The following is a 20154-nucleotide window of genomic DNA, read 5'->3' as shown; positions in this document are numbered from 1 at the left end:
AATCTTGTTACTCATAATAAGTCAAGCATATGCTTGTAAAATGTTATGCTGGCAACTATCAAAATAAAAAATGCATCAATGATACTGGAAAAGAGATGAATATTGATTATTCGACCAGTCAACCGCAGTCTGTTGCTGAACGTCTACTGTTGCTGCTCAAGACACGCGGCCCCATGCAGGCCACGGATGCGGGTAATATTCTTGGCACCACTGGGGAAGCAGCGCGCCAACAATTTGTAAAATTGGCTAATGATGGGCTGGTAGTGGCGGTGGCGCAGGCAAAAGGCGTCGGGCGGCCAATCCAGCTTTGGCAACTTACTGAAGCTGGGAATGCCCGTTTCCCTGATGCTCACAGCGAGCTAACGGTTCAATTATTGCATATGGTGCGCACAAAATTAGGCGAAGAAGCGCTTAATTTACTGATAGATACTCGTGAGCAGGAAACGCGCGAGCTGTATTGTCAGGCGATGGAAGGCGCTCAGAGTATTGATGAACGGGTGAAGCGGCTGGTGGCTATTCGCTCTCAGGAAGGGTATATGGCGGAATGCCAGACTCAGGCCGATGGCTCAATATTACTGATTGAAAATCATTGCCCGATTTGTGCTGCCGCCACCAGCTGTCAGGGATTTTGTCGGGCAGAATTATCAGTATTTCAGCAAGCTCTGGGAGTGCCGGTTGAGCGGATTGAACATATTTTATCCGGCTCCCGCCGCTGCACTTATCGTATCAGGCTGGAATAATTATGATGACCGGATCGCGACCATAAGAAAAGTGCGGATAAAGCGCGAGGCATCATCCGCAGGGAAATAGTAACAATTACAGTGGGCTTAAGGTGATTTCAACCCGGCGGTTCTGCGCCTTACCGGCGGCGGTGCTGTTGCTTGCCACCGGATTATCCGGCCCTGCACCGCTGGTGCGGATACGGTTTGCCGCCACACCCTGCACGATCAGCGCACTGCCTACACTGTCGGCGCGCTGCTGCGAAAGCGTCATGTTATGTGCTCTGGCCCCAGTGCTATCGGTATAACCGGTCACATTGACGGCGGTTTTATCATACTCCTTCAATACCATAGCCACGCCGGTTAAGGTATTGGCTCCGGCCGGTTTCAGGTTGCTGCTGTCAGTATCGAATGTCACGTTATTGGGCATATTCAATACGATGTTGTCACCCTGGCGGGTCACGCTAACACCTGTGCCGCTCATTTTCTCACGCAGTTTGGCTTCCTGCACATCCATGTAATAACCTGCACCACCACCTAAGGCTGCACCGGCTGCGGCACCAATCAATGCACCTTTACCACGGTCATGTTTGGAGGAGGACAACATGCCGATCCCTGCCCCTAATGCGGCCCCAATTCCTGCACCGTAACCGGATTTTCCGGCTTGTGATTCGCCGGTATAGGGATTGGTGGTACAAGCGGAAAGTGTTAGCGCGACAGACACGGCGGCTACCGTAGCCAGAATGCGTTTTTTCATTGAATTTCCCTTAAATGGCACTCTATTTCGGCGAAAAATAGATAATGTCGCCCAATAGCGGATTAAAAAATCATTTACCGGCATTTATATTGTTGCGGGTATTTAGCTGCCAACGTTATCCGGTAAAAGAGGGGGGAATACCATTGAGAAAACTCTCATAGTGTTGCTTTGTGATAGTGAGTGCTGCGTTTTCCGACAGAAAAAGCACTTACAGCTACTCAACTATCAAAACTCATCATGCTGGAAGCCGAGTTTGGTGGTGACGCGTGCCGCGGGTTGACTGGGCGCGCGAAGACGTAAAACGCTCACCCCATGCTGTTGTAGATAATGCGCCAGTCCGTGTAGTGCGGCACTTCCTGCGCCGCGAATACTGCCTTCACCTTCTGGGAGAAGCACATGGTTTGGGTCAGTCACAAAAAATTCGATATAGTAATTATCGTGACTATTTTCAAACGACTCATCTCTTCTGGCTGCCAGAATACTGACAATATCTCCTTCTAGCCGAACCGCTGCGTACACATAGTCATTCTCGGCATCAAGTAATTCGCTATATAGGAAGTAACTGTTTACCCGACCCGCCTCGATAGTGCGGTCATGTTCTGACCAGGGTTCGTTAGTGATGTGATAATTGACTGGGGAAGCGTTGTAAATGTCTAACCATGCGCCCGCCGCCGCTAAGGCATCATCCATAAAGGCGGCATCGATATCTGGCCGGGTCGGGATGGTGGTATCAAGAATATCGATATCAAAATACAAATCGGGTCGGGTGACCCATTCCCCATCTTGCAGCACGCGTGCGGCAGGCCTATCTGTGGGATAATGATAAGAGGCCAAAGAGAGTGAATATGTGCCTAATGGCAAACGTTGAGCGCCCAGAGGGGATTGCGTGGGGGCAGGATTGTGCGCCAAATAACGCGCGTAATTTAATCTGGCATAATCAAAAGCCTGAGATATTTGGCTGATAGTTTCATCTATACCTAGTTGACGAATAACTGACTGAACCTCATTCACCAGGCGGCTTTCTGCTGCCGGATCGCTAGTTGCAAAACCAGTCGTATCATTCTCATAAATTTGTATTAATACCTTGCGCAGAACATCCAGCGTCCAGTCGCGCAATGAATCACCGAATAACTCAGTAAAGTTGGCTAATACTCTGGAGACCCATTGCTGACAGTGTACACCCACATCACGGGGATAGCGGGTGGCGAGAATATTATCCATCGAGGTTTTACAAAATTGCGCGGTGGCCGGTAGTGTGAGTGCCTGATTATGTAATTGAGTTTCGATTTTGGCTAATGTTAGTGCAGCGCTACTATACTCTAAGGAGTGAGAATGTGGTTTAAGTAACGATGAGTCGCCAGCCGCCAATACCGTTTTATCTTTATTATCTGGGGAAAACCAATGGGATATTTTATGCCATAATATATCTCCCTGATTGCAATGACTATGTGTAACATAATTATAAATCGCCAATGCAGGAATAAAGGTACAGCCTAATGTTCCGGCAGTATCACGTTCACTCCTGTGGTGTACAGACTGAATATCTTCAGCACTGGCAGCTATCACTATTTGGTCAATAATCAGGGGTTGGCTGGCATTGTTATTAATGGTCAATCGTGAATCTAGCCGTTGTTTATTAAATGAAGAATGACCTAGCCCAATGGAAGGCGATAAGGCAATCTGTTCGGTACCGCGACTTTCCATATAGCTTATGGCAATATTGTTATCATTAAGATGAAACAGTAGCGAGAGGCGATCGGTATCCGGATGGAGATAGAATACGATGGGTTGATCGCCGTACTGTCCGAAAATAGAAATCTCTTTCTTAGATACCCATATTATTGGACCTAGTGGTAACCCGGCCATAAAATCACTTTTACCATTAATATCGAAACTTAATAAAACCTGGTTGTTGGGGTAATCTATATTATCCCAGAATGATGCGAAAATATCGGGTAAAGATAATTCCATTTTTTGGCGAATAACACAGCGCTGATAACAGCCCTGGTCAGAGGTAGCAGCGACTTTGACGCTGCTAATGGCATTGTCCATATAAAAACTGGCTAAATCACTCTCACCTATTGACTCAATTAAATTAAAGTAAGGTGGATTGTAATTATCATGCTTATATATAGTCACTAACTTTCCACTGGGATTATAGATTGATGAGATAGTATCATTTTCAACCACCTCATCATCTTGAATTTCAAAGTCAATACTTTCTCCGGCAGAAAAACACATTGATTCCCCCTGGAGTTTATCCTCTGTAAATAAACAAACCTTATTTTCTTCAGAATTATCATGATGCTGGGTTGCAATGTAATTTTGCGATGTCTTGGTACAATTACTATCTATTTCTCTGGAAATGGCAGTCGAACATAATATCATTGAGTAAATCAATATCATTTTTTTATATTTGAATTTTATTTCCATAATAAATTCCTTATTTATCATAAAACTATAAGGGCTAAATATCAGAGTTCATCATGCTTGAAACCGATCTTCATTTTTACTCGGGCGGAAGGCTGTGAAATAACGTTCGAACGTAATGTTTTTCCTCCTTTATCTTTTAGATAGCGAGCCAGTTCATGCACGGCGGCAGTGCCAGCTCCGCGAATATTTCCTTCAGCATTGGGGGTCAGAACGTTACAGGGAGCGCTCACCGAAACATCAATATAGAACTCATTGTCAGCGACTCCCGTGGTCGCGCCTAGTATGCTAACAATCTCGCCCTCAAGCCGTACCACCACGAACAGATAGTCACTGGTGGTGTTTTCCAATTCGAGTAACAGTGAGGTACTGGTGGTACGTGCTGCACTGGTGGTGCGGTCAAGATCTGTGAGGGGGTTGTCTTGTTGATCCGTTTCTAACGGAGCAAAAAGATATGACGTAAACCATTGATCCATAACGGTGTGAGCGAGAATAATACCCGATCTGTCTGTGGTGCTGGCATCAATGATCTCCACCTCAAAATGTAAGTCGGGTCTGGTCACCCATTCATTACTCTGACGAATACGAACTACGGGTGGCTCGGCGGGAGAGTGATAAGATTGCAGAGAAAGTGAATATTCTCCTAATGGTAAACTTTGAGCTGTGGTGGGCGATTCAGTGGCGCTGGGGTTATGTTCGATATAATTGGCATAATTTAATTGGGCATATTGAAATGCGCGGGTGATTTGGCGGATGGTTTCAGCCAATCCCAATTGTTGGATAATTGCACGGGTGCCATCAACCAGACTCTTCTCCGTGGCCAGATCACTGCCTGCATAGCCAGTAGAGTATTGTGTATTAATTTGTGTGACGACACGTTCTAATTGCTCTGGTGTCCAGCTTTGCACCGAATGACCGAATAACAGAGTAAAATCAGCTAATATACGAGATACCCACTGGGGGCAATTTTCCCCAGGACTGCGGGGATAACGGGCGGCGAGGATATTCTCTATCGAAGTTTTACAAAATCGCGCAGTAGCCGGTAATGTCAACGCCTGATGATGTAATTGCATATTAATTTTGGTTAATACCAATGCGAGCGGGCTGACTGGGTTATTGTTATTTTCGTGACCGACGAATTGCGGCTTAAGCAAAGGAGCGTTGTTGGTAATTAAAACCACTTTATCTTGATTATCATCGGAAAACCAATGTGATATATGACGCCATAATTTATCTGCCTGATCGCAATGACTATGTGTAACATAATTATAAATCGCTAATGCGGGAATAAATGTACAGCCTAGCGTTCCAGCGACACTCCGCTCTTTTCTATTGCGCCCGTTATATTTAGTATTATCCGTTACACCGGTTTCAATTTGATATTTATCTTCGGGATATAAATAAATTTTTCTGCTGTTAATATTATCGGCAATGGTTAATGGAGAGAATGTTATTAATAAAACTAAGGTTAATTGGATATTTAGTAATGTGCCTTTCATATTAAACCCCTCACTTATTCCCGCAGAAAAATAGGCTCAGGAATAGAGTAATGCGGTTGAGCGCCCGATACGGTTATTAAAATTTGTCAGATGGTGGGGGGAATAAAATAAGGGACTAGTTGAATGGGTGTTGCCAGTGCAGAGTTAAAATAGTGCTTTTGGTCTCGGCGTTATACGCTTTCCCTATCTGGGTAAAACCCTGTTTACGGTAGAAGTGGCAGGCGCGCTGGTTTTGCTGATAGACCTCCAGCGTCAGGGCGCGGTAATGCTGCTGAACATGTTCCATCAATGCCTTACCGATACCCTGCCCGTGAAAAGGTTGGGCGACAAACAATGCCCCCACCAGTTGTTCTGCCAGAATACTGATAAATCCTGCAATTGGACTCTCATCACGGATGGTTTTTGAGTGTAAATAGACCCAAGTGCGGGCTGCTGGCAGGTAAGTGTTTCGTACCAACGGGGCGCTTTCGTGCCAATACTGCTCGGCAATAAAAGGATGTGCGGCAATGGTGCTGGTGAGCCACAATTGCATCACGGCATCAAGATCGTCGGGTTGATACGCTCTAATCATTTCGCTGCATTATCCGGATGGCAGAAACAGCTCGCCAGATGATCGTTCACCAGGCCACTGGCTTGCATAAATGCATAGCAAATAGTGGAACCGATAAACTTAAAACCTCTTTTTTTGAGTGCCTTAGACATCGCATCTGAGATGGGGGTTGTTGCTGGGCATTCCGCCAAACACCACCAATGGTTAACTTTTGGCTCGCCATCGACGAAACCCCAGATAAAATGCGAAAAGTCTTCGCCGTTGGCTTCCATTGCCAGATAGGCCTGCGCATTGGTGATAATCGCCTGAATCTTTCCGCGATGGCGGATGATGCCGCTATCCAGCACCAGCTTTTCAACCTCTTCTGGCCCCATTTTCGCCACACGCACCGGATCAAAGTTATGAAAGCATTTGCGATAGTGTTCGCGTTTTTTCAGCACGGTTATCCATGAAAGCCCAGCTTGTTGACCTTCGAGGCACAGCATTTCGAATAATGCCTGGCTGTCGGTACGTGGAATTCCCCATTCAGTATCGTGATAAGCCAGATAGAGCGGATCCGTTGTTACCCAACCGCAGCGTTGTAGGCTCATTATTCGTCTTCCTTTGTATTGCCGATTTTAGTGGGGAATGATCGCTGTTCATTGACTGATTAGCAACCTATCGACAGATTCTTTACCTTGGGGGGAATTGTGCAAAATTATTCGTTGGAATCCAATTAAAGGCTCATTTTATCGACAAATCTGCTTTGATTGTTGCATCTTACCGGATTCTGGCTGTATATCTTACGGTCAACGGGTATACTGACCCATTCCATTTTAATCCACTTGTATCGCGTGCGAATCCAACATGCAAAAGTTTGATACCAAGACCTTTCAGGGCCTGATCCTGACGTTACAGGACTATTGGGCGCGCCAAGGCTGCACCATTGTTCAACCACTGGACATGGAAGTCGGCGCGGGTACCTCCCACCCAATGACCTGCCTGCGTGCACTTGGCCCAGAGCCAATCGCTGCCGCTTATGTACAACCTTCACGCCGCCCGACCGATGGTCGCTACGGTGAGAACCCCAATCGCCTGCAACACTATTATCAGTTCCAGGTCATTATCAAACCTTCACCAGACAACATTCAGGAACTCTATTTAGGTTCATTGAAAGAGCTGGGTCTGGACCCGCTGATTCACGACATTCGCTTTGTCGAAGATAACTGGGAGAACCCAACGCTGGGTGCCTGGGGTCTGGGCTGGGAAGTGTGGCTAAACGGCATGGAAGTGACGCAGTTCACTTACTTCCAGCAAGTGGGCGGTTTGGAATGTAAACCGGTCACCGGCGAAATAACTTATGGTCTGGAACGTTTGGCAATGTACATCCAGGGCGTAGATAGCGTTTATGACCTGATTTGGTGTGACGGCCCACTGGGTACAACCACCTACGGCGATATTTATCATCAAAATGAAGTGGAGCAATCCACCTATAACTTTGAATACGCCGATGTGGACTTCCTGTTCTCCTGCTTCGAGCAATATGAGAAAGAGGCCCAGTCACTGCTGGCGTTGGAAGTCCCACTGCCGCTGCCGGCTTACGAACGTATTCTGAAAGCGGGCCACACCTTTAACCTGCTAGACGCCCGTAAAGCCATCTCGGTGACTGAGCGTCAGCGTTATATTCTGCGCATTCGTACGCTGACCAAAGCTGTCGCCGAGGCTTATTATGCTTCCCGCGAGGCATTGGGCTTCCCTATGTGCAAAAAGAATCAGAACTAAGAGGCTGTCATGACTCAACAGACTTTCCTGGTGGAAATCGGCACGGAAGAGTTGCCGCCGAAGGCTCTTCGTTCTCTGGCCGAATCTTTTGCTGCCAATTTTACGGCTGAGCTCAATAACGCCAACTTGCTTTACGGTGAGGTTATTTGGTATGCCGCACCGCGCCGTTTGGCGTTAAAAGTCACTAATTTAAGTGCGACTCAGGCTGATCGTGAAGTCGAAAAACGTGGCCCGGCAATCGCGCAAGCATTTGATGCTGAAGGTAAACCAAGCAAAGCGGCTGAGGGTTGGGCGCGCGGCTGTGGTATTACTGTTGATCAGGCAGAGCGTTTGGTTACCGATAAAGGCGAATGGCTGCTGTATCGCGCGCATGTCAAAGGTCAATCAGCGCAGTTGTTGCTGGCGGGGATGGTCAATACCGCACTGAGCAAACTGCCTATTCCTAAGCTGATGCGATGGGGTGATAAAGACACCCAATTCGTTCGCCCGGTTCATACCGTGACTATGCTGTTAGGTTCCGAAGTCATTCCTGGCACGGTATTAGGTATCGATTCAGATCGTATTATTCGCGGTCACCGCTTTATGGGGGAACCTGAGTTTACGCTCGATAATGCCGATCAATACCCGCAAGTCTTGCAGGAACGCGGTAAAGTTATCGCTGATTATGAATTACGCAAAGCTATCATTAAGCGTGATGCAGAATTAGCCGCACAGAAGATTGGCGGTGTTGCTGATCTGAGTGAAAGTTTGCTGGAAGAAGTGGCGTCGCTGGTTGAATGGCCGGTGGTGTTGACCGCCAAATTTGAAGAGAAATTCCTGGCAGTTCCAGCGGAAGCACTGGTGTACACCATGAAGGGTGACCAGAAGTATTTCCCAGTTTACGACACTGCGGGTAACTTGCTGCCCAACTTCATTTTTGTTGCCAACATCGAATCGAAAGATCCTCAACAGATTATCTCGGGTAACGAGAAAGTGGTGCGCCCACGTCTGGCGGATGCGGAGTTCTTCTTTAAAACTGACCGTAAAAAACGCCTGGAAGACAATTTGCCACGCCTGGAAACCGTGCTGTTCCAACAGCAATTGGGCACCCTGCGCGATAAGACTGATCGTATTCAGGCGCTGGCCGGGTGGGTTGCCGCCCAGATTGGTGCCGATGTTAATCATGCCACTCGTGCCGGTTTGCTGTCCAAGTGCGATCTGATGACCAATATGGTATTCGAATTCACTGATACCCAAGGTGTGATGGGGATGCACTATGCTCGTCACGACGGTGAAGCTGAAGATGTTGCGGTCGCGCTGAATGAGCAATATCAGCCACGTTTTGCCGGTGATGATTTGCCGTCAAATCCGGTGGCTTGCGCATTGGCTATTGCCGATAAAATGGACACCTTGGCGGGTATTTTCGGTATCGGTCAACATCCGAAAGGCGATAAAGACCCATTTGCTCTGCGCCGCGCTGCACTAGGTGTATTGCGTATTATCGTTGAGAAGAATTTGCCGCTGGATCTGCAAACGCTGACCGAAGAGGCCGTGCGCCTGTATGGTAGCAAGCTGACCAACACCAAAGTGGTCGATGAAGTGATTGAGTTTATGCTGGGCCGCTTCCGTGCCTGGTATCAGGATGAAGGTCATAGCGTTGATACCATTCAGGCGGTATTGGCCCGCCGCCCAACCCGTCCAGCTGATTTTGATGCTCGGGTAAAAGCGGTAACTTATTTCCGCACATTGGACGCGGCTGCGGCACTGGCTGCAGCGAACAAACGTGTGTCGAATATTTTGGCGAAATCCACTGATAAGCTGAATGACCACGTTCGTGCTTCTGTGTTAAAAGAACCGGCAGAGTTGAAGCTGGCAACACATCTGGTGGTGTTGCGCGATAAGCTCGAACCGGTGTTTGCGGCAGGTCAATACCAGGAAGCACTGGTTGAACTGGCGGCGCTGCGGGAAACGGTTGATGAGTTCTTTGAAAGCGTAATGGTGATGGATGAAGATGATGCCGTGCGGGTTAACCGACTGACATTGTTGAGTAAACTGCGTGAGTTGTTCTTGCAGGTTGCTGATATTTCTCTGTTGCAGTAATCCTGTTCTTGCTTGGCAATAGGGGAGCGTAGTTACCCAAAGAATTTGGTGTTGCAGGTAGGCTGCAAACGAGCGAATCCCGATGAGCTTACTCAAGTAAGTGATTCGGGTAAGTGAGAGCGGCGAACACCCCTGCAACCTCAAGTAAGAAGGGTATATCGCTCCCCTTAGCTATTCTTAATACTGGAGTTGGGTGATAAGAATAGGATGTTGTGAAAATAAGTACTTATCATAGGAGTAGTTTCACATGACTTTTGCACTGAATACGGCCCGATATTCACGTTGGTTAGCGCCATTGCTGGCGTTATTGGTAGTGTTCCAATTAACTGCCTGTGGGGATAAAGAACCAGAACAACGTAAGGCTTTTATTGATTATTTGCAAAACACGGTGATGCGCAGTGGGATGAAACTGCCAACGCTGAGTGAAGATCAAAAGCAGAAGTTTGGCCCTTATGTCAGCGATTATGCGATTTTAGTCACTTTTTCCCAGCAACTCAGTAAGTCTGTGGATGCCAGCCTGACGCCCGCTATCGCACAAATCAATGAGATTCGTGTCGCTCAGGATTACCTCAATAAACGTGATGCATTGCAGCAGTCAGCGGGTGCTTTAAATCTGTTAGTGCAGCAAATTCGCACAGCCAAAACACAGGCGGATAGTGCTGTGGCAGCATTGAAGCAGCCAGACGACTTGAAAGTGGTGTTTAATAAAGTCTTTGATAATGTGGTCACTCAGCCGACCAATGTGTTGATTCCGGCGGTTCCAGTGGTTTCTGCCTTTGTGCAGGATCTGGCCCAGGTTGGGGATTTCTTGCAACAGCAGGGGACTCAAGTCACTTTCAATAATGGTGGGGTTCAATTCCAAACTGCACAACAAGCGGCACAATATAACGCGATGATGGCTAATCTGGTCGCCAAGTATCCGGCGATGATGGCAGCACAGAAGAGTGTAATGAGTGTCATGCAGTGATGGTTTTGGCTGATTTGGTGATCGGTTCGGTTGACATGAGTTCAGTGATTAACTTGTCTCCGTAGCCTCAACCGCCAAAGGGGTCACAAGCGCGTGACCCCCTTGGAACCCCGCGCTTGCGCACGAATCACCTGCCCACTGCGTGGGTGCCCTCGATTCATCATTACGCTGGCGGGACGGCTTTACGCGGGTCCTTCCGCGTGACGCCTAAATCCGGCGTCCATGCCGGATTCCCCTTGCTACATTCTTCACTCGGCGGCTCAAATGTGCTTTTAAACTTCAAAACCTAAAGACTATGGTTTTGATTTTCTCTTTTGACCTTGAGCGCAATCAGAAATATTGCCGACAAGGATGGAGGGCCGAGTGAGCGGCCATGGACGGCCGCGAAAAGCGCGCTTGAGCAGGAGCGAATCGCGCTGGCTCGTCAGCCCGAAAGACGTAGACGGTTTACCCGTAGGGCAATATTTCGCGCAAGCCGCAGGTGCAGGAGGGCCGGCTTGCCCTCCTGCTCGGTTGAGGCGGCAAAGCCAGCAATGAAAACAAATCGAATATCAACCGAAACCCGCTCCAATCGTGTGCCTCCCTCCTCCTGTTGTTTTATTACACATTTATCTGGCGGTGGTTCAATATCGATGTATTGGGTGGATGAATGTCTCATCCTGCTTCCGCGAACAAAAATAACTTGTGATTAACATCACATTTTCAAAACAAATGACCATTATAAAAATGTGATTTAAATCACTATAATGGTCATTTTTAGCTTAAAAATTATCCCCCGTGGCTTTATTACACCCAAATAGTGTGATCTTAATCACTAAATTGCCCCCTGTAGTGGGTGCTTTTGTGTGATTTGTGTCACATAAAATAGGTGAGCTACGCGTGAGTAAAAGAGCATGCTAGAGTTTGTTTTGCATACAGCGTGTTTGTATTCGATAACACCGGCGGGTTTTGCAGAACTGCCTCAACAAAACAATTATATCGCGCTCTTATTGTTAGCGCGTACCAATAGGGGTGTTTTATGTTTTCACCAGACGCAAAGGTCAGAATTCAAAATTTTGGCCGATTCCTCAGTAATATGGTTATGCCCAACATCGGCGCATTTATCGCCTGGGGTATTATCACCGCACTGTTTATTCCAACGGGTTGGCTGCCGAATGAGACACTAGCCAAACTGGTTGGCCCGATGATCACCTACCTGCTGCCATTGCTGATCGGTTTTACCGGTGGCCGTTTGGTGGGTGGAGATCGCGGCGGCGTGGTTGGCGCCATCACTACTATGGGGGTTATCGTTGGTGCGGATATGCCAATGTTCCTCGGTGCAATGATTGTCGGCCCACTGGGTGGCTGGGCAATCAAACACTTTGACCGCTGGGTTGAAGGTAAAATCAAAAGCGGCTTTGAGATGCTGGTTAACAACTTCTCAGCCGGTATCATCGGTATGCTGTTGGCTATCTTGGCCTTCATGGCAATTGGCCCATTGGTAGAAGTGTTATCCCAAGTGTTGGCGAAAGGCGTGCATATCATGGTGCAGCTTAACCTGCTGCCACTAACGTCTATCTTCGTCGAACCGGCCAAAATCCTGTTCCTGAATAATGCGATTAACCACGGTATCTTCTCTCCTTTGGGTATCCAACAGGCGACTGAAACCGGTAAGTCTATCTTCTTCCTGATCGAAGCTAACCCAGGCCCAGGTATGGGGGTGTTGATGGCGTACATGTTCTTCGGCAGAGGTAACGCCAAGCAATCTGCTGGCGGCGCGGCTATCATCCACTTCTTCGGTGGTATCCACGAAATCTATTTCCCATACGTTCTGATGAACCCACGCTTATTGCTGGCGGTAATTCTGGGCGGCATGACAGGTGTGTTCACTCTGACTGTGTTGAACGGCGGTCTGGTATCACCGGCTTCTCCTGGTTCTATCCTGGCGGTATTGGCAATGACACCTAAAGGTGCTTACTTTGCCAACATTGCCGCGGTTGCTGCTGCATTTGCCGTGTCCTTCGTGGTCTCCGCCATCCTGCTGAAAACCTCTAAAGTCAAAGACGACGAAGAAGACAGCCTGGAAGATGCCACTCGTCGTATGCAAGACATGAAAGCGCAATCTAAAGGCGCACAAGCAGCCAATGCAGCCGCTGCTGCGGGCGACTTGAGCACAGTGCGTAAAATTATCGTCGCTTGTGATGCCGGTATGGGTTCCAGTGCGATGGGTGCCGGTGTATTGCGTAAGAAAGTATTGGATGCCGGTTTGAAGCACATCTCTGTGACCAACTGCGCCATTAACAACTTGCCGGAAGATGTAGATTTGGTGATCACTCACCGTGATTTGACCGAGCGCGCCATGCGTCATGCGCCGCAGGCACAGCATATTTCGTTGACCAACTTCCTCGACAGTCAGTTGTATACCAACCTGACGGCTCGTCTGGTTGAAGCCAGCAGCAGTGCAGAAACTGTCCAGAAAGTGATTGAGAAACTGGATGATAGCTTTGAGCCATCAGAGGCCAATCTATTCAAACTGGGTGCGGAGAACGTTTTCCTGAACCAACATGCGACAACCAAAGAACAGGCTATCCGCTTTGCCGGTGAGCAGTTGGTGAAAGGCGGCTATGTTGAGCCTGAATATGTTGAAGCGATGCTGGAACGTGAGAAACTGACTTCCACTTATCTGGGCGAATCTATCGCCGTGCCACATGGCACCATTGAAGCTAAAGATCGTGTACTGAAGACCGGGGTGGTGTTCTGCCAATACCCTGAAGGTGTGCGCTTTGGCGATGAAGAAGACGAAGTGGCTCGCTTGGTGATTGGTATTGCTGCCCGTAACAATGAGCACATTCATGTCATTACTAGCCTGACCAACGCGCTGGACGATGACTCTGTCATTGAGCGCTTAAGCAAAACGACCAGCGTACAAGAAGTGTTGGATTTATTGGGCGGAAAAAAATAGCTTGACGGTAAAAAGTCACTGAGTGGAAAAAGTCACCCAGTCATAACTGAACATACTCTAAATAATTCGAGTTGCAGGAAGGCGGCAAGCGAATAAATCCCGATGAGTTGACTTGAGTCAATGATTCGGGATGGAGAGAGCAGCCAACGCACATGCAGCTTGAAGTATGACGAGTATAGGGCCGTGGGGAGTACGCGGCCCTTTCACAGCCACACAGTTAAAGGTAACGAATATGAAAGCATTACATTTTGGCGCAGGTAACATTGGCCGGGGCTTCATTGGTAAACTTCTTGCTGATGCCGGTGCACAACTGACCTTCGCAGATGTTAATCAGCCGCTATTGGATGAGCTGAATAAGCGTAAGAGTTATCAGGTCAATGTGGTGGGTGAGCAAGCCCGTGTTGAAGAAGTGAAGAATGTTAGCGCCGTCAACAGTGGTAGCCCGGAAGTGGTGGAACTGATTGCACAAGCGGATATGGTCACCACCGCGGTTGGCCCACAAATTCTGGCCCGCATCGCAGGCACAGTGGCACAAGGTTTGGTTACCCGTCATCAACAAGGTAATACCCGCCCACTGAATATTATTGCTTGTGAGAATATGGTGCGTGGCACCAGCCAGTTGAAGCAGCAGGTTTTTGCTGCCTTGCCAGAAAGTGAGCAGGCATGGGTTGAGCAACATGTTGGGTTTGTTGATTCTGCGGTAGACCGCATTGTGCCGCCATCAGAAGCAGGCAGTACCGATATTCTGGCTGTGACAGTAGAAACATTCAGCGAGTGGATTGTTGATGGCACCCAGTTTAAAGGGCAGCCACCGCAAATCGCGGGTATGGAATTGACTGACAATCTGATGGCCTTTGTGGAGCGTAAACTCTTCACTTTGAACACCGGGCACGCTATTACCGCTTATTTGGGCCAGCTTGCCGGTCACCAAACCATTCGTGATGCCATCCTTGATCCTGCGGTACGCCAGACAGTGAAAGGTGCGATGGAAGAGAGTGGTGCGGTGCTGATTAAGCGCTATGCGTTTGATCCACAGAAACACGCCGCTTATATCGAAAAAATTCTCTCCCGTTTTGAAAACCCTTATCTGCACGATGATGTTGAGCGTGTTGGTCGTCAGCCACTGCGTAAACTGAGTGCCGGTGATCGATTGATCAAACCGCTATTGGGGACTTTGGAGTATCAGTTGCCACATAATAACCTGGTGACCGGCATTGCGGCTGCGATGAGCTACCGCAGTGAGCAAGACCCGCAAGCACAGGAGCTGGTTGAATTACTGGCTAAGTTAGGGCCGAAAGCCACTCTTGCTCAAATTTCCGGACTGCCAGCTGATAGCGAGGTTGTGGAACAGGCGGTGAGTGTGTATAACGCCATGCAGGACAAGCTGGCGCACTGATTCTGTTTCGTTATGAACAAAACGCGTTTGCGTTAGGGGATAAATACCGTGTCGGATTACGCGGTATTTATCCTTTGTTAGCCCGATAATCTGAAACCACCCCAGTGACAAACGATGATTGAGAAAACACAGGCATTTGAGAATCGGGTACTGGAACATCTGAACGCGGGGAAGACCGTTCGGAGTTTCTTGATGGCTGCTGTCGAATTATTGGCAGAAGCGTTAAACATTCTCGTGGTGCAGGTTTTTCGTAAAGATGACTATGCGGTGAAATATGCCGTAGAGCCATTACTGGTCGGGGATGGGCCGTTAGGTGAGTTATCCGTACGATTGAAGTTGGTTTATGCTTTGGGCGTCATCACCCGGCATGAGTATGAAGATGCTGAGTTATTAATGGCGCTGCGTGAAGAGCTAAACCATGATGGCACCGAGTATCGCTTTACCGATGACGAAATCCTCGGGCCATTTGGTGAATTGCATTGTGTTGCTGAGCTGCCACCAGTACCAACATTCTTACGCCCAGATGAAGCCGATGCTTCGCTGATTGCCATGCAACGCCAGCGTTATCAGCAGATGGTGCGTTCCACTATGGTGCTATCGATTACTGAATTACTCTCCCGCATCAGTCAAAAACAAGTTTCAAAACTCTCGCCGCTTGGCCATGTTTAATGATTAAAGACACTGAGCCATTCTTCGACCAACAGCCATAATGCTGTTATTGCCATCAAGCCACCCATCACGCCATTAAATAACCGCAGCTTCCAATTGACGCGCAGCGCATGGCGCAATTGATCCCCCATCACTGCCCAAACAGCGACGCAGGGCAGATTTAACAATGCAAAGCCGGTCATAATCAGCAGGGTATGGTTGAGCGTCGCCCCTTCGCGAGGGGTGAATAAGATGGCGACATTCATTGCCATCAACCAGGCTTTTGGATTTATGGCCTGAAATAATGCCCCCTGAATAAAGCCCATAGGTTGCTTACTATCCTTGGCATTGGGGGTGCCGGAATTAAAAATCTTCCATGAGAGCCACAGTAAATAGCCACCGCCTAATGTCACCAAAGGCAGACGGACAACTCCCACCCAACTGAGGATAAATGCCAATAGCGTGGTCATTAATGCGCATTGCAGTGCACAACCAAAGGTAATCCCCAACATCATCGGGAAAGTTCGGCGTAAGCCAAAATTAACGCCAGAAGCGGCTAACAACAGGTTATTCGGACCTGGGGTTATCGACATCACGGTGACGTAACTGATGAAAGCACTGTCCAACATGGGGGGAGATCCTATTAATGTTATCAAGAGATTCAGCATAAAGATCAATCCGTGATGGCGTCAGAAGCAGAAGTTATCTATTGTTATGGGTACAGTTTGCATGACACTAAACTGTACCCATTGATCCTGTGGAGAACTGTCACCATGTCCCTTGTTATGAACGAAATTCGCTACTTACAAGTGGCTGACAATCTGGCGCAAGCCATTAAGAATGGCAGTCTCCTGGCGGGGAGCCGCTTGCCCTCGGTGCGGGGTTACGCGCAGAGCCATCAGGTCAGTATCAATACCGTGGTGGCGGCGTATCGCACCCTGGAAGACCGTGGCCTGATTGAAGCGCGCCCGCAGTCGGGTTTTTATGTCTGTAGCCCGTCAACCGCCGTGGTGCCAACGGCCACAGTGGGCAAACCGGTAGACGAAGTGCTGGATTTGATTGATACCGTGTTTGCTGCACAACAAAATCCGCGCTTTACCAATATCTCGTTGGCTTGCCCGCAGACTGGCGATTTCTATCCCAGCGCCAAGCTGGGCCGCATCATGGCCTCCTTGTTACGCCGTCAGCCGCAGTTGATCAGTCAATATGCGCTGCCACCCGGCAACCAGCGCCTACGCCAGCAAATTGCCCGCCGCGCCATGACGTTGGGCATGTTGGCAGATCCGGCAGATATCACCATTACCCATGGGTGTATGGAGGCGCTGCAACTGGCGCTACGGGTGGCCACCAAACCCGGGGATTGTGTCGGGCTGGAATCACCGACCTATTTCTATCTGATGCCATTGCTGGCAAGCCTCGGGTTGAAAGCGGTGGAGATTCCAACCGATCCACAGCAAGGTATCTCATTGGATGTACTGGAGTTGTTGCTTGAAGAAGGGCGACTGAATGCACTGATTGCTATGCCGACGGTGCAGAATCCTTTGGGTTATACCATGCCGCTCGCCGCCAAAAAACGATTGGCACAGCTGATGAACGATCACCAAGTGCCATTAATTGAAGATGGTTTGTATGCTGAAATTCAATTTGGCTCGACGTTATCTCCGGCAGTTAAAGCCTTTGATCGTGACGGCTGGGTGCTGTTTTGCTCCAGTTTTACCAAAACGCTGGCACCGGATTTCCGTATCGGCTGGATTGATGGTGGGCGTTTCGCTGAAGCACTGCACAAACTAAAAGCAGTATCGTCGATGGCGGAGCCGATGCTGTTGTCGGAGACTCTGGCACTGTTCCTTGAGTCTGGTGGCTATGATCACCATCTGCGTAGCTTGCGCCGTCGTTATGCGCAGCAAGTACAGCAAGCCCAACAACTGATAACCCGCAACTTCCCACGTGGAACTACAGTGACACAGCCGGCTGGCGGATTTGTTTTTTGGGTTGAATTCCCTGATAGCGTCGATACCGTGGCGCTGTTCCATCAATTGCTGCAAGAGCAGATTTGCCTGACGCCGGGGACACTTTATTCACCTAGTGGCCGCTATCGTCATGCATTTCGCCTATCCTGCTGTTATCCATTTAATAGCCGTTATACTGGGGCGTTGGAGCGATTAGGGGCGGTCGCATGTGAAATGAGTGGTTTACCGGCCGGAATGCAGTGGCGGCCGGTTCAGGAGGCTGCTGCCGAAAGAGATGCATCCTGATACACTATCCATCTTGATGCACAATCAGTGCTATCCTATCTCCAACTTTAGCGAAATATCGTGCCCATTAGCGGCATGTACGGGCCAATACTATGAAAGAACATGCAGAAATCAAACGTCTAAGCGATATGCTGGATGCGCTGAATCACAAAGATCCAACTGTTATTCAGCAGGGTAATGTGGATTTAATCGCACAGCATATGAAAGAAAAAGAGAAACTGGCGGCCGAAATCCAGCGCTTGAAAGAAGTCAGGGTTAAAAACCTGAGTGCTGAAGCCCAGAAGCTGGCTAAACTGCCCTTCAGTCGTGCCATCACCAAAAAAGAACAGGCTGATATGGGCACTTTGAAGAAAGCAGTGCGCGGTATTGTGGTGGTTCACCCAATGACAGCATTAGGCCGCGAGATGGGCCTGAAAGAAGTGACTGGTTACGCCAAAAAAGCGTTCTGATTGCGGTTAATGACAAAGTGCCCGTAACGGTGAAAATAGGCAGATCGTAAAGACGCCGTAAACCCTTTCCTGGGGGCTCGAGCCGCGCCATCCGTGGCGCGGACGCTTTACTCTTCTACCTGTCCTCACCTTGCAAGATCGAGTCGTTGGGGGTTGTCAGCAGTCTGTGATTGCGACTTTCGAAATAACCGGGTGTGTGGCATGGCCGCCATCCGGTTTGTTTTTTAGCTCTGACGCCACTCCTGACATATGCTTAGCATATGCTGGTGTTTTTAATGACACGAGCATCAGGAGTAAAAATATGAGAACGGTATCTATTTTCAAAAATGGGCAGAATCGAGCAATTCGTTTGCCAAAAGATATGGATTTTGATGGCTTGACCGAGCTGGAAATACTCAGAGACGGTGATAGTATTATTTTACGACCCATACGCCCGACATGGGTATCATTCATGGATGAAGATAAGGCAGATGATGATTTTCTTGCCGAAAGACAGGATGTTATCGAAGAAGGGCGCTTCGAGTTATGATCAAAAAATTATATATGCTTGATACGAATATTTGTTCTTTTATTATGCGGGAACGACCAGCAGAATTAATTATAAAACTACAACAGTGTATTGAGCATCAGAATAAAATAGTTGTCTCAGCAATTACATACTCAGAAATGCGGTTTGGCGCTATAGGTAAGAAAGCATCTCCAAATCATAATTATTTAGTTGATGAATCTGTAAAAAGGTTAGATGCTATTTTACCGTGGGATACCGCAGCTGTTAATGCCACGACTAATATTAAGGTTGAGCTGGCAAAGCAGGGGACATCAATTGGTGGAAATGATGCCGCCATAGCAGGGCATGCTATTTCTGTTGGCGCAATATTAGTCACTAATAATATTGGAGAATTTGAAAGAGTCAAAAAGTTGAGAATAGAAGACCGGACTCTATGACGACTAGCCTCAGAGTCCCAACCCCTAGATAGTCCCCAGTAACCGCCGATTAAAATCTTCTATCTTTCCCTGCGAAATACGGGTCAGCATGGTTTTGCTCCAACTGGCGGATAATCCAGATACTGACAACAAGCGGCGATACTGTTCTTCGTCAAACGGCATATGCCAGGCAATAGCAATGGCCTCCGATACACTGATATCACTGGTGCGCGCTAATAGCTCCAGTGGATGACCGTCACTGACTTTGCCGGGTGAAATCACACGATACAACCAACCGCAGTAGCTGGTTTGCTGCATCAACACCGACATATCTTCGATAGCAAAATGGAAGTTGAGTTTGTAGCAAGGTGAGCGCGGTTGTGTCACCTGAATGAGTGTTTCACCCCAGCGGTAAATATCCCCCATATAGACATTTTGTTCAGTCATGCCGAGGGTCGATATGTTCTCGCCGTAAGCCGGAGCGGAAAAAAACTCAGCCTGTTCAGGAAATTGTTGTCTCCAGTGAGCGTAATGCTCGCGTGGGTAGTGGCATAACGCCCGATCCGGGCCGCCGTGAAAGCGAGTTTCGGCTTGTTCATCCCCTTCCAGACCCAGAGATGTGAGCATAATGCTGCCCTGCACCTGACGTTTGCCAATGGCACTTGGGGAACTGCCGCTGTAAGGCTCGATTTTACCGATATAAACCTGTGGATATTTCATCTGCTCTCCTTGTCTGCGTTCAGAAGGGAGACTCAGAATACCCTGCCTGACGGCAGGGC

18 protein-coding genes are annotated in these 20154 nt (G+C 48.4%); 11 read left to right on the top strand and 7 right to left on the bottom strand.

From position 1 onward, the window contains the following. Positions 1-95: 95 nt before the first annotated feature. On the top strand, positions 96-740 hold the full coding sequence (locus FGL26_RS15535; RefSeq protein WP_005175108.1) for a helix-turn-helix transcriptional regulator: 645 nt from the start codon (positions 96-98) through the stop codon (positions 738-740). Between the two features lie 76 nt (positions 741-816). On the opposite strand, the gene FGL26_RS15530 is transcribed toward FGL26_RS15535, so the two are convergent. The 5 genes from FGL26_RS15530 to FGL26_RS15510 all read right to left on the bottom strand — a co-directional run bounded on the left by FGL26_RS15530 (position 817) and on the right by FGL26_RS15510 (position 6545). Then, entirely contained in the window at positions 817-1476 is a 660-nt protein-coding gene (locus FGL26_RS15530; RefSeq protein WP_005175106.1) for an OmpA family lipoprotein, read from the bottom strand. 225 nt (positions 1477-1701) lie between these two features. Then, complete coding sequence (locus tag FGL26_RS15525; protein WP_100219666.1) at positions 1702-3864, bottom strand: peptidase inhibitor family I36 protein; 2163 nt, start codon at positions 3862-3864, stop codon at positions 1702-1704. Between the two features lie 86 nt (positions 3865-3950). Then, positions 3951-5405, bottom strand: a complete 1455-nt coding sequence (locus FGL26_RS15520) for a hypothetical protein (RefSeq protein ID WP_005175101.1) — start codon at positions 5403-5405, stop codon at positions 3951-3953. A 115-nt stretch (positions 5406-5520) separates the two neighbouring features. Next, the gene (locus FGL26_RS15515; RefSeq protein ID WP_005175099.1) at positions 5521-5976 is read right to left on the bottom strand and encodes an N-acetyltransferase; all 456 of its coding nucleotides are present in this window, start codon (positions 5974-5976) and stop codon (positions 5521-5523) included. Continuing rightward, positions 5973-6545, bottom strand: a complete 573-nt coding sequence (locus FGL26_RS15510; protein WP_005175096.1) for a DNA-3-methyladenine glycosylase I — start codon at positions 6543-6545, stop codon at positions 5973-5975. The genes FGL26_RS15515 and FGL26_RS15510 overlap by 4 nt, the downstream gene beginning before the upstream one ends. A gap of 256 nt (positions 6546-6801) precedes the next feature. On the opposite strand from FGL26_RS15510, the gene glyQ reads away from it, so the two are divergent. The 6 genes from glyQ (at position 6802) to FGL26_RS15475 (ending at position 15768) form a co-directional block, all read left to right on the top strand. Next, positions 6802-7716 (top strand): glycine--tRNA ligase subunit alpha, encoded by a 915-nt coding sequence (glyQ, locus tag FGL26_RS15505; RefSeq protein ID WP_005175094.1) that lies wholly within the window; start codon positions 6802-6804, stop codon positions 7714-7716. 9 nt (positions 7717-7725) lie between these two features. Continuing rightward, positions 7726-9795: a glycine--tRNA ligase subunit beta gene (gene glyS / locus FGL26_RS15500; RefSeq protein ID WP_032908850.1), complete on the top strand. Its 2070-nt coding sequence runs from the start codon at positions 7726-7728 to the stop codon at positions 9793-9795. Positions 9796-10042: 247 nt separating this feature from the next. Next, positions 10043-10762 (top strand): DUF3053 domain-containing protein, encoded by a 720-nt coding sequence (locus tag FGL26_RS15495; RefSeq protein WP_005175086.1) that lies wholly within the window; start codon positions 10043-10045, stop codon positions 10760-10762. A 1018-nt stretch (positions 10763-11780) separates the two neighbouring features. Beyond that, positions 11781-13703: a PTS mannitol transporter subunit IICBA gene (locus tag FGL26_RS15485; protein WP_005175076.1), complete on the top strand. Its 1923-nt coding sequence runs from the start codon at positions 11781-11783 to the stop codon at positions 13701-13703. A 232-nt stretch (positions 13704-13935) separates the two neighbouring features. Beyond that, on the top strand, positions 13936-15099 hold the full coding sequence (locus tag FGL26_RS15480) for a mannitol-1-phosphate 5-dehydrogenase (RefSeq protein WP_005175073.1): 1164 nt from the start codon (positions 13936-13938) through the stop codon (positions 15097-15099). 114 nt (positions 15100-15213) lie between these two features. After that, positions 15214-15768 (top strand): MltR family transcriptional regulator, encoded by a 555-nt coding sequence (locus FGL26_RS15475; protein WP_005161972.1) that lies wholly within the window; start codon positions 15214-15216, stop codon positions 15766-15768. Here FGL26_RS15475 and FGL26_RS15470 read toward each other — a convergent pair. Then, positions 15765-16376 (bottom strand): LysE family translocator, encoded by a 612-nt coding sequence (locus FGL26_RS15470; protein WP_005175072.1) that lies wholly within the window; start codon positions 16374-16376, stop codon positions 15765-15767. The genes FGL26_RS15475 and FGL26_RS15470 overlap by 4 nt on opposite strands. A gap of 144 nt (positions 16377-16520) precedes the next feature. Between FGL26_RS15470 and FGL26_RS15465 the strand changes: the two genes are divergently transcribed. The 4 genes from FGL26_RS15465 to FGL26_RS15450 all read left to right on the top strand — a co-directional run bounded on the left by FGL26_RS15465 (position 16521) and on the right by FGL26_RS15450 (position 19396). Next, positions 16521-18002 carry an aminotransferase-like domain-containing protein gene (locus tag FGL26_RS15465; RefSeq protein WP_032903210.1) on the top strand — a complete coding sequence of 494 codons (1482 nt, stop codon included), beginning with the start codon at positions 16521-16523 and terminating at the stop codon, positions 18000-18002. Positions 18003-18094: 92 nt separating this feature from the next. Beyond that, positions 18095-18451 (top strand): YibL family ribosome-associated protein, encoded by a 357-nt coding sequence (locus tag FGL26_RS15460; RefSeq protein ID WP_005161962.1) that lies wholly within the window; start codon positions 18095-18097, stop codon positions 18449-18451. 301 nt (positions 18452-18752) lie between these two features. After that, positions 18753-18980, top strand: a complete 228-nt coding sequence (gene vapB, locus FGL26_RS15455) for a type II toxin-antitoxin system VapB family antitoxin (protein WP_005175070.1) — start codon at positions 18753-18755, stop codon at positions 18978-18980. Beyond that, positions 18977-19396, top strand: a complete 420-nt coding sequence (locus tag FGL26_RS15450; RefSeq protein ID WP_005175063.1) for a type II toxin-antitoxin system VapC family toxin — start codon at positions 18977-18979, stop codon at positions 19394-19396. The genes vapB and FGL26_RS15450 overlap by 4 nt, the downstream gene beginning before the upstream one ends. Before the next feature lie 24 nt (positions 19397-19420). Here the strand turns inward: FGL26_RS15450 and yiiM are convergent, their stop codons facing one another. Next, positions 19421-20095: a 6-hydroxyaminopurine reductase gene (gene yiiM, locus FGL26_RS15445; RefSeq protein ID WP_005175061.1), complete on the bottom strand. Its 675-nt coding sequence runs from the start codon at positions 20093-20095 to the stop codon at positions 19421-19423. Positions 20096-20154 lie beyond the last annotated feature (59 nt).

The organism is Yersinia enterocolitica subsp. enterocolitica, assembly GCF_901472495.1.
Lineage (GTDB): Bacteria > Pseudomonadota > Gammaproteobacteria > Enterobacterales > Enterobacteriaceae > Yersinia > Yersinia enterocolitica.
The sequence above is the reverse complement of the archived record's forward strand: the minus strand, read 5'-3'. Positions and strand labels throughout refer to the sequence as shown.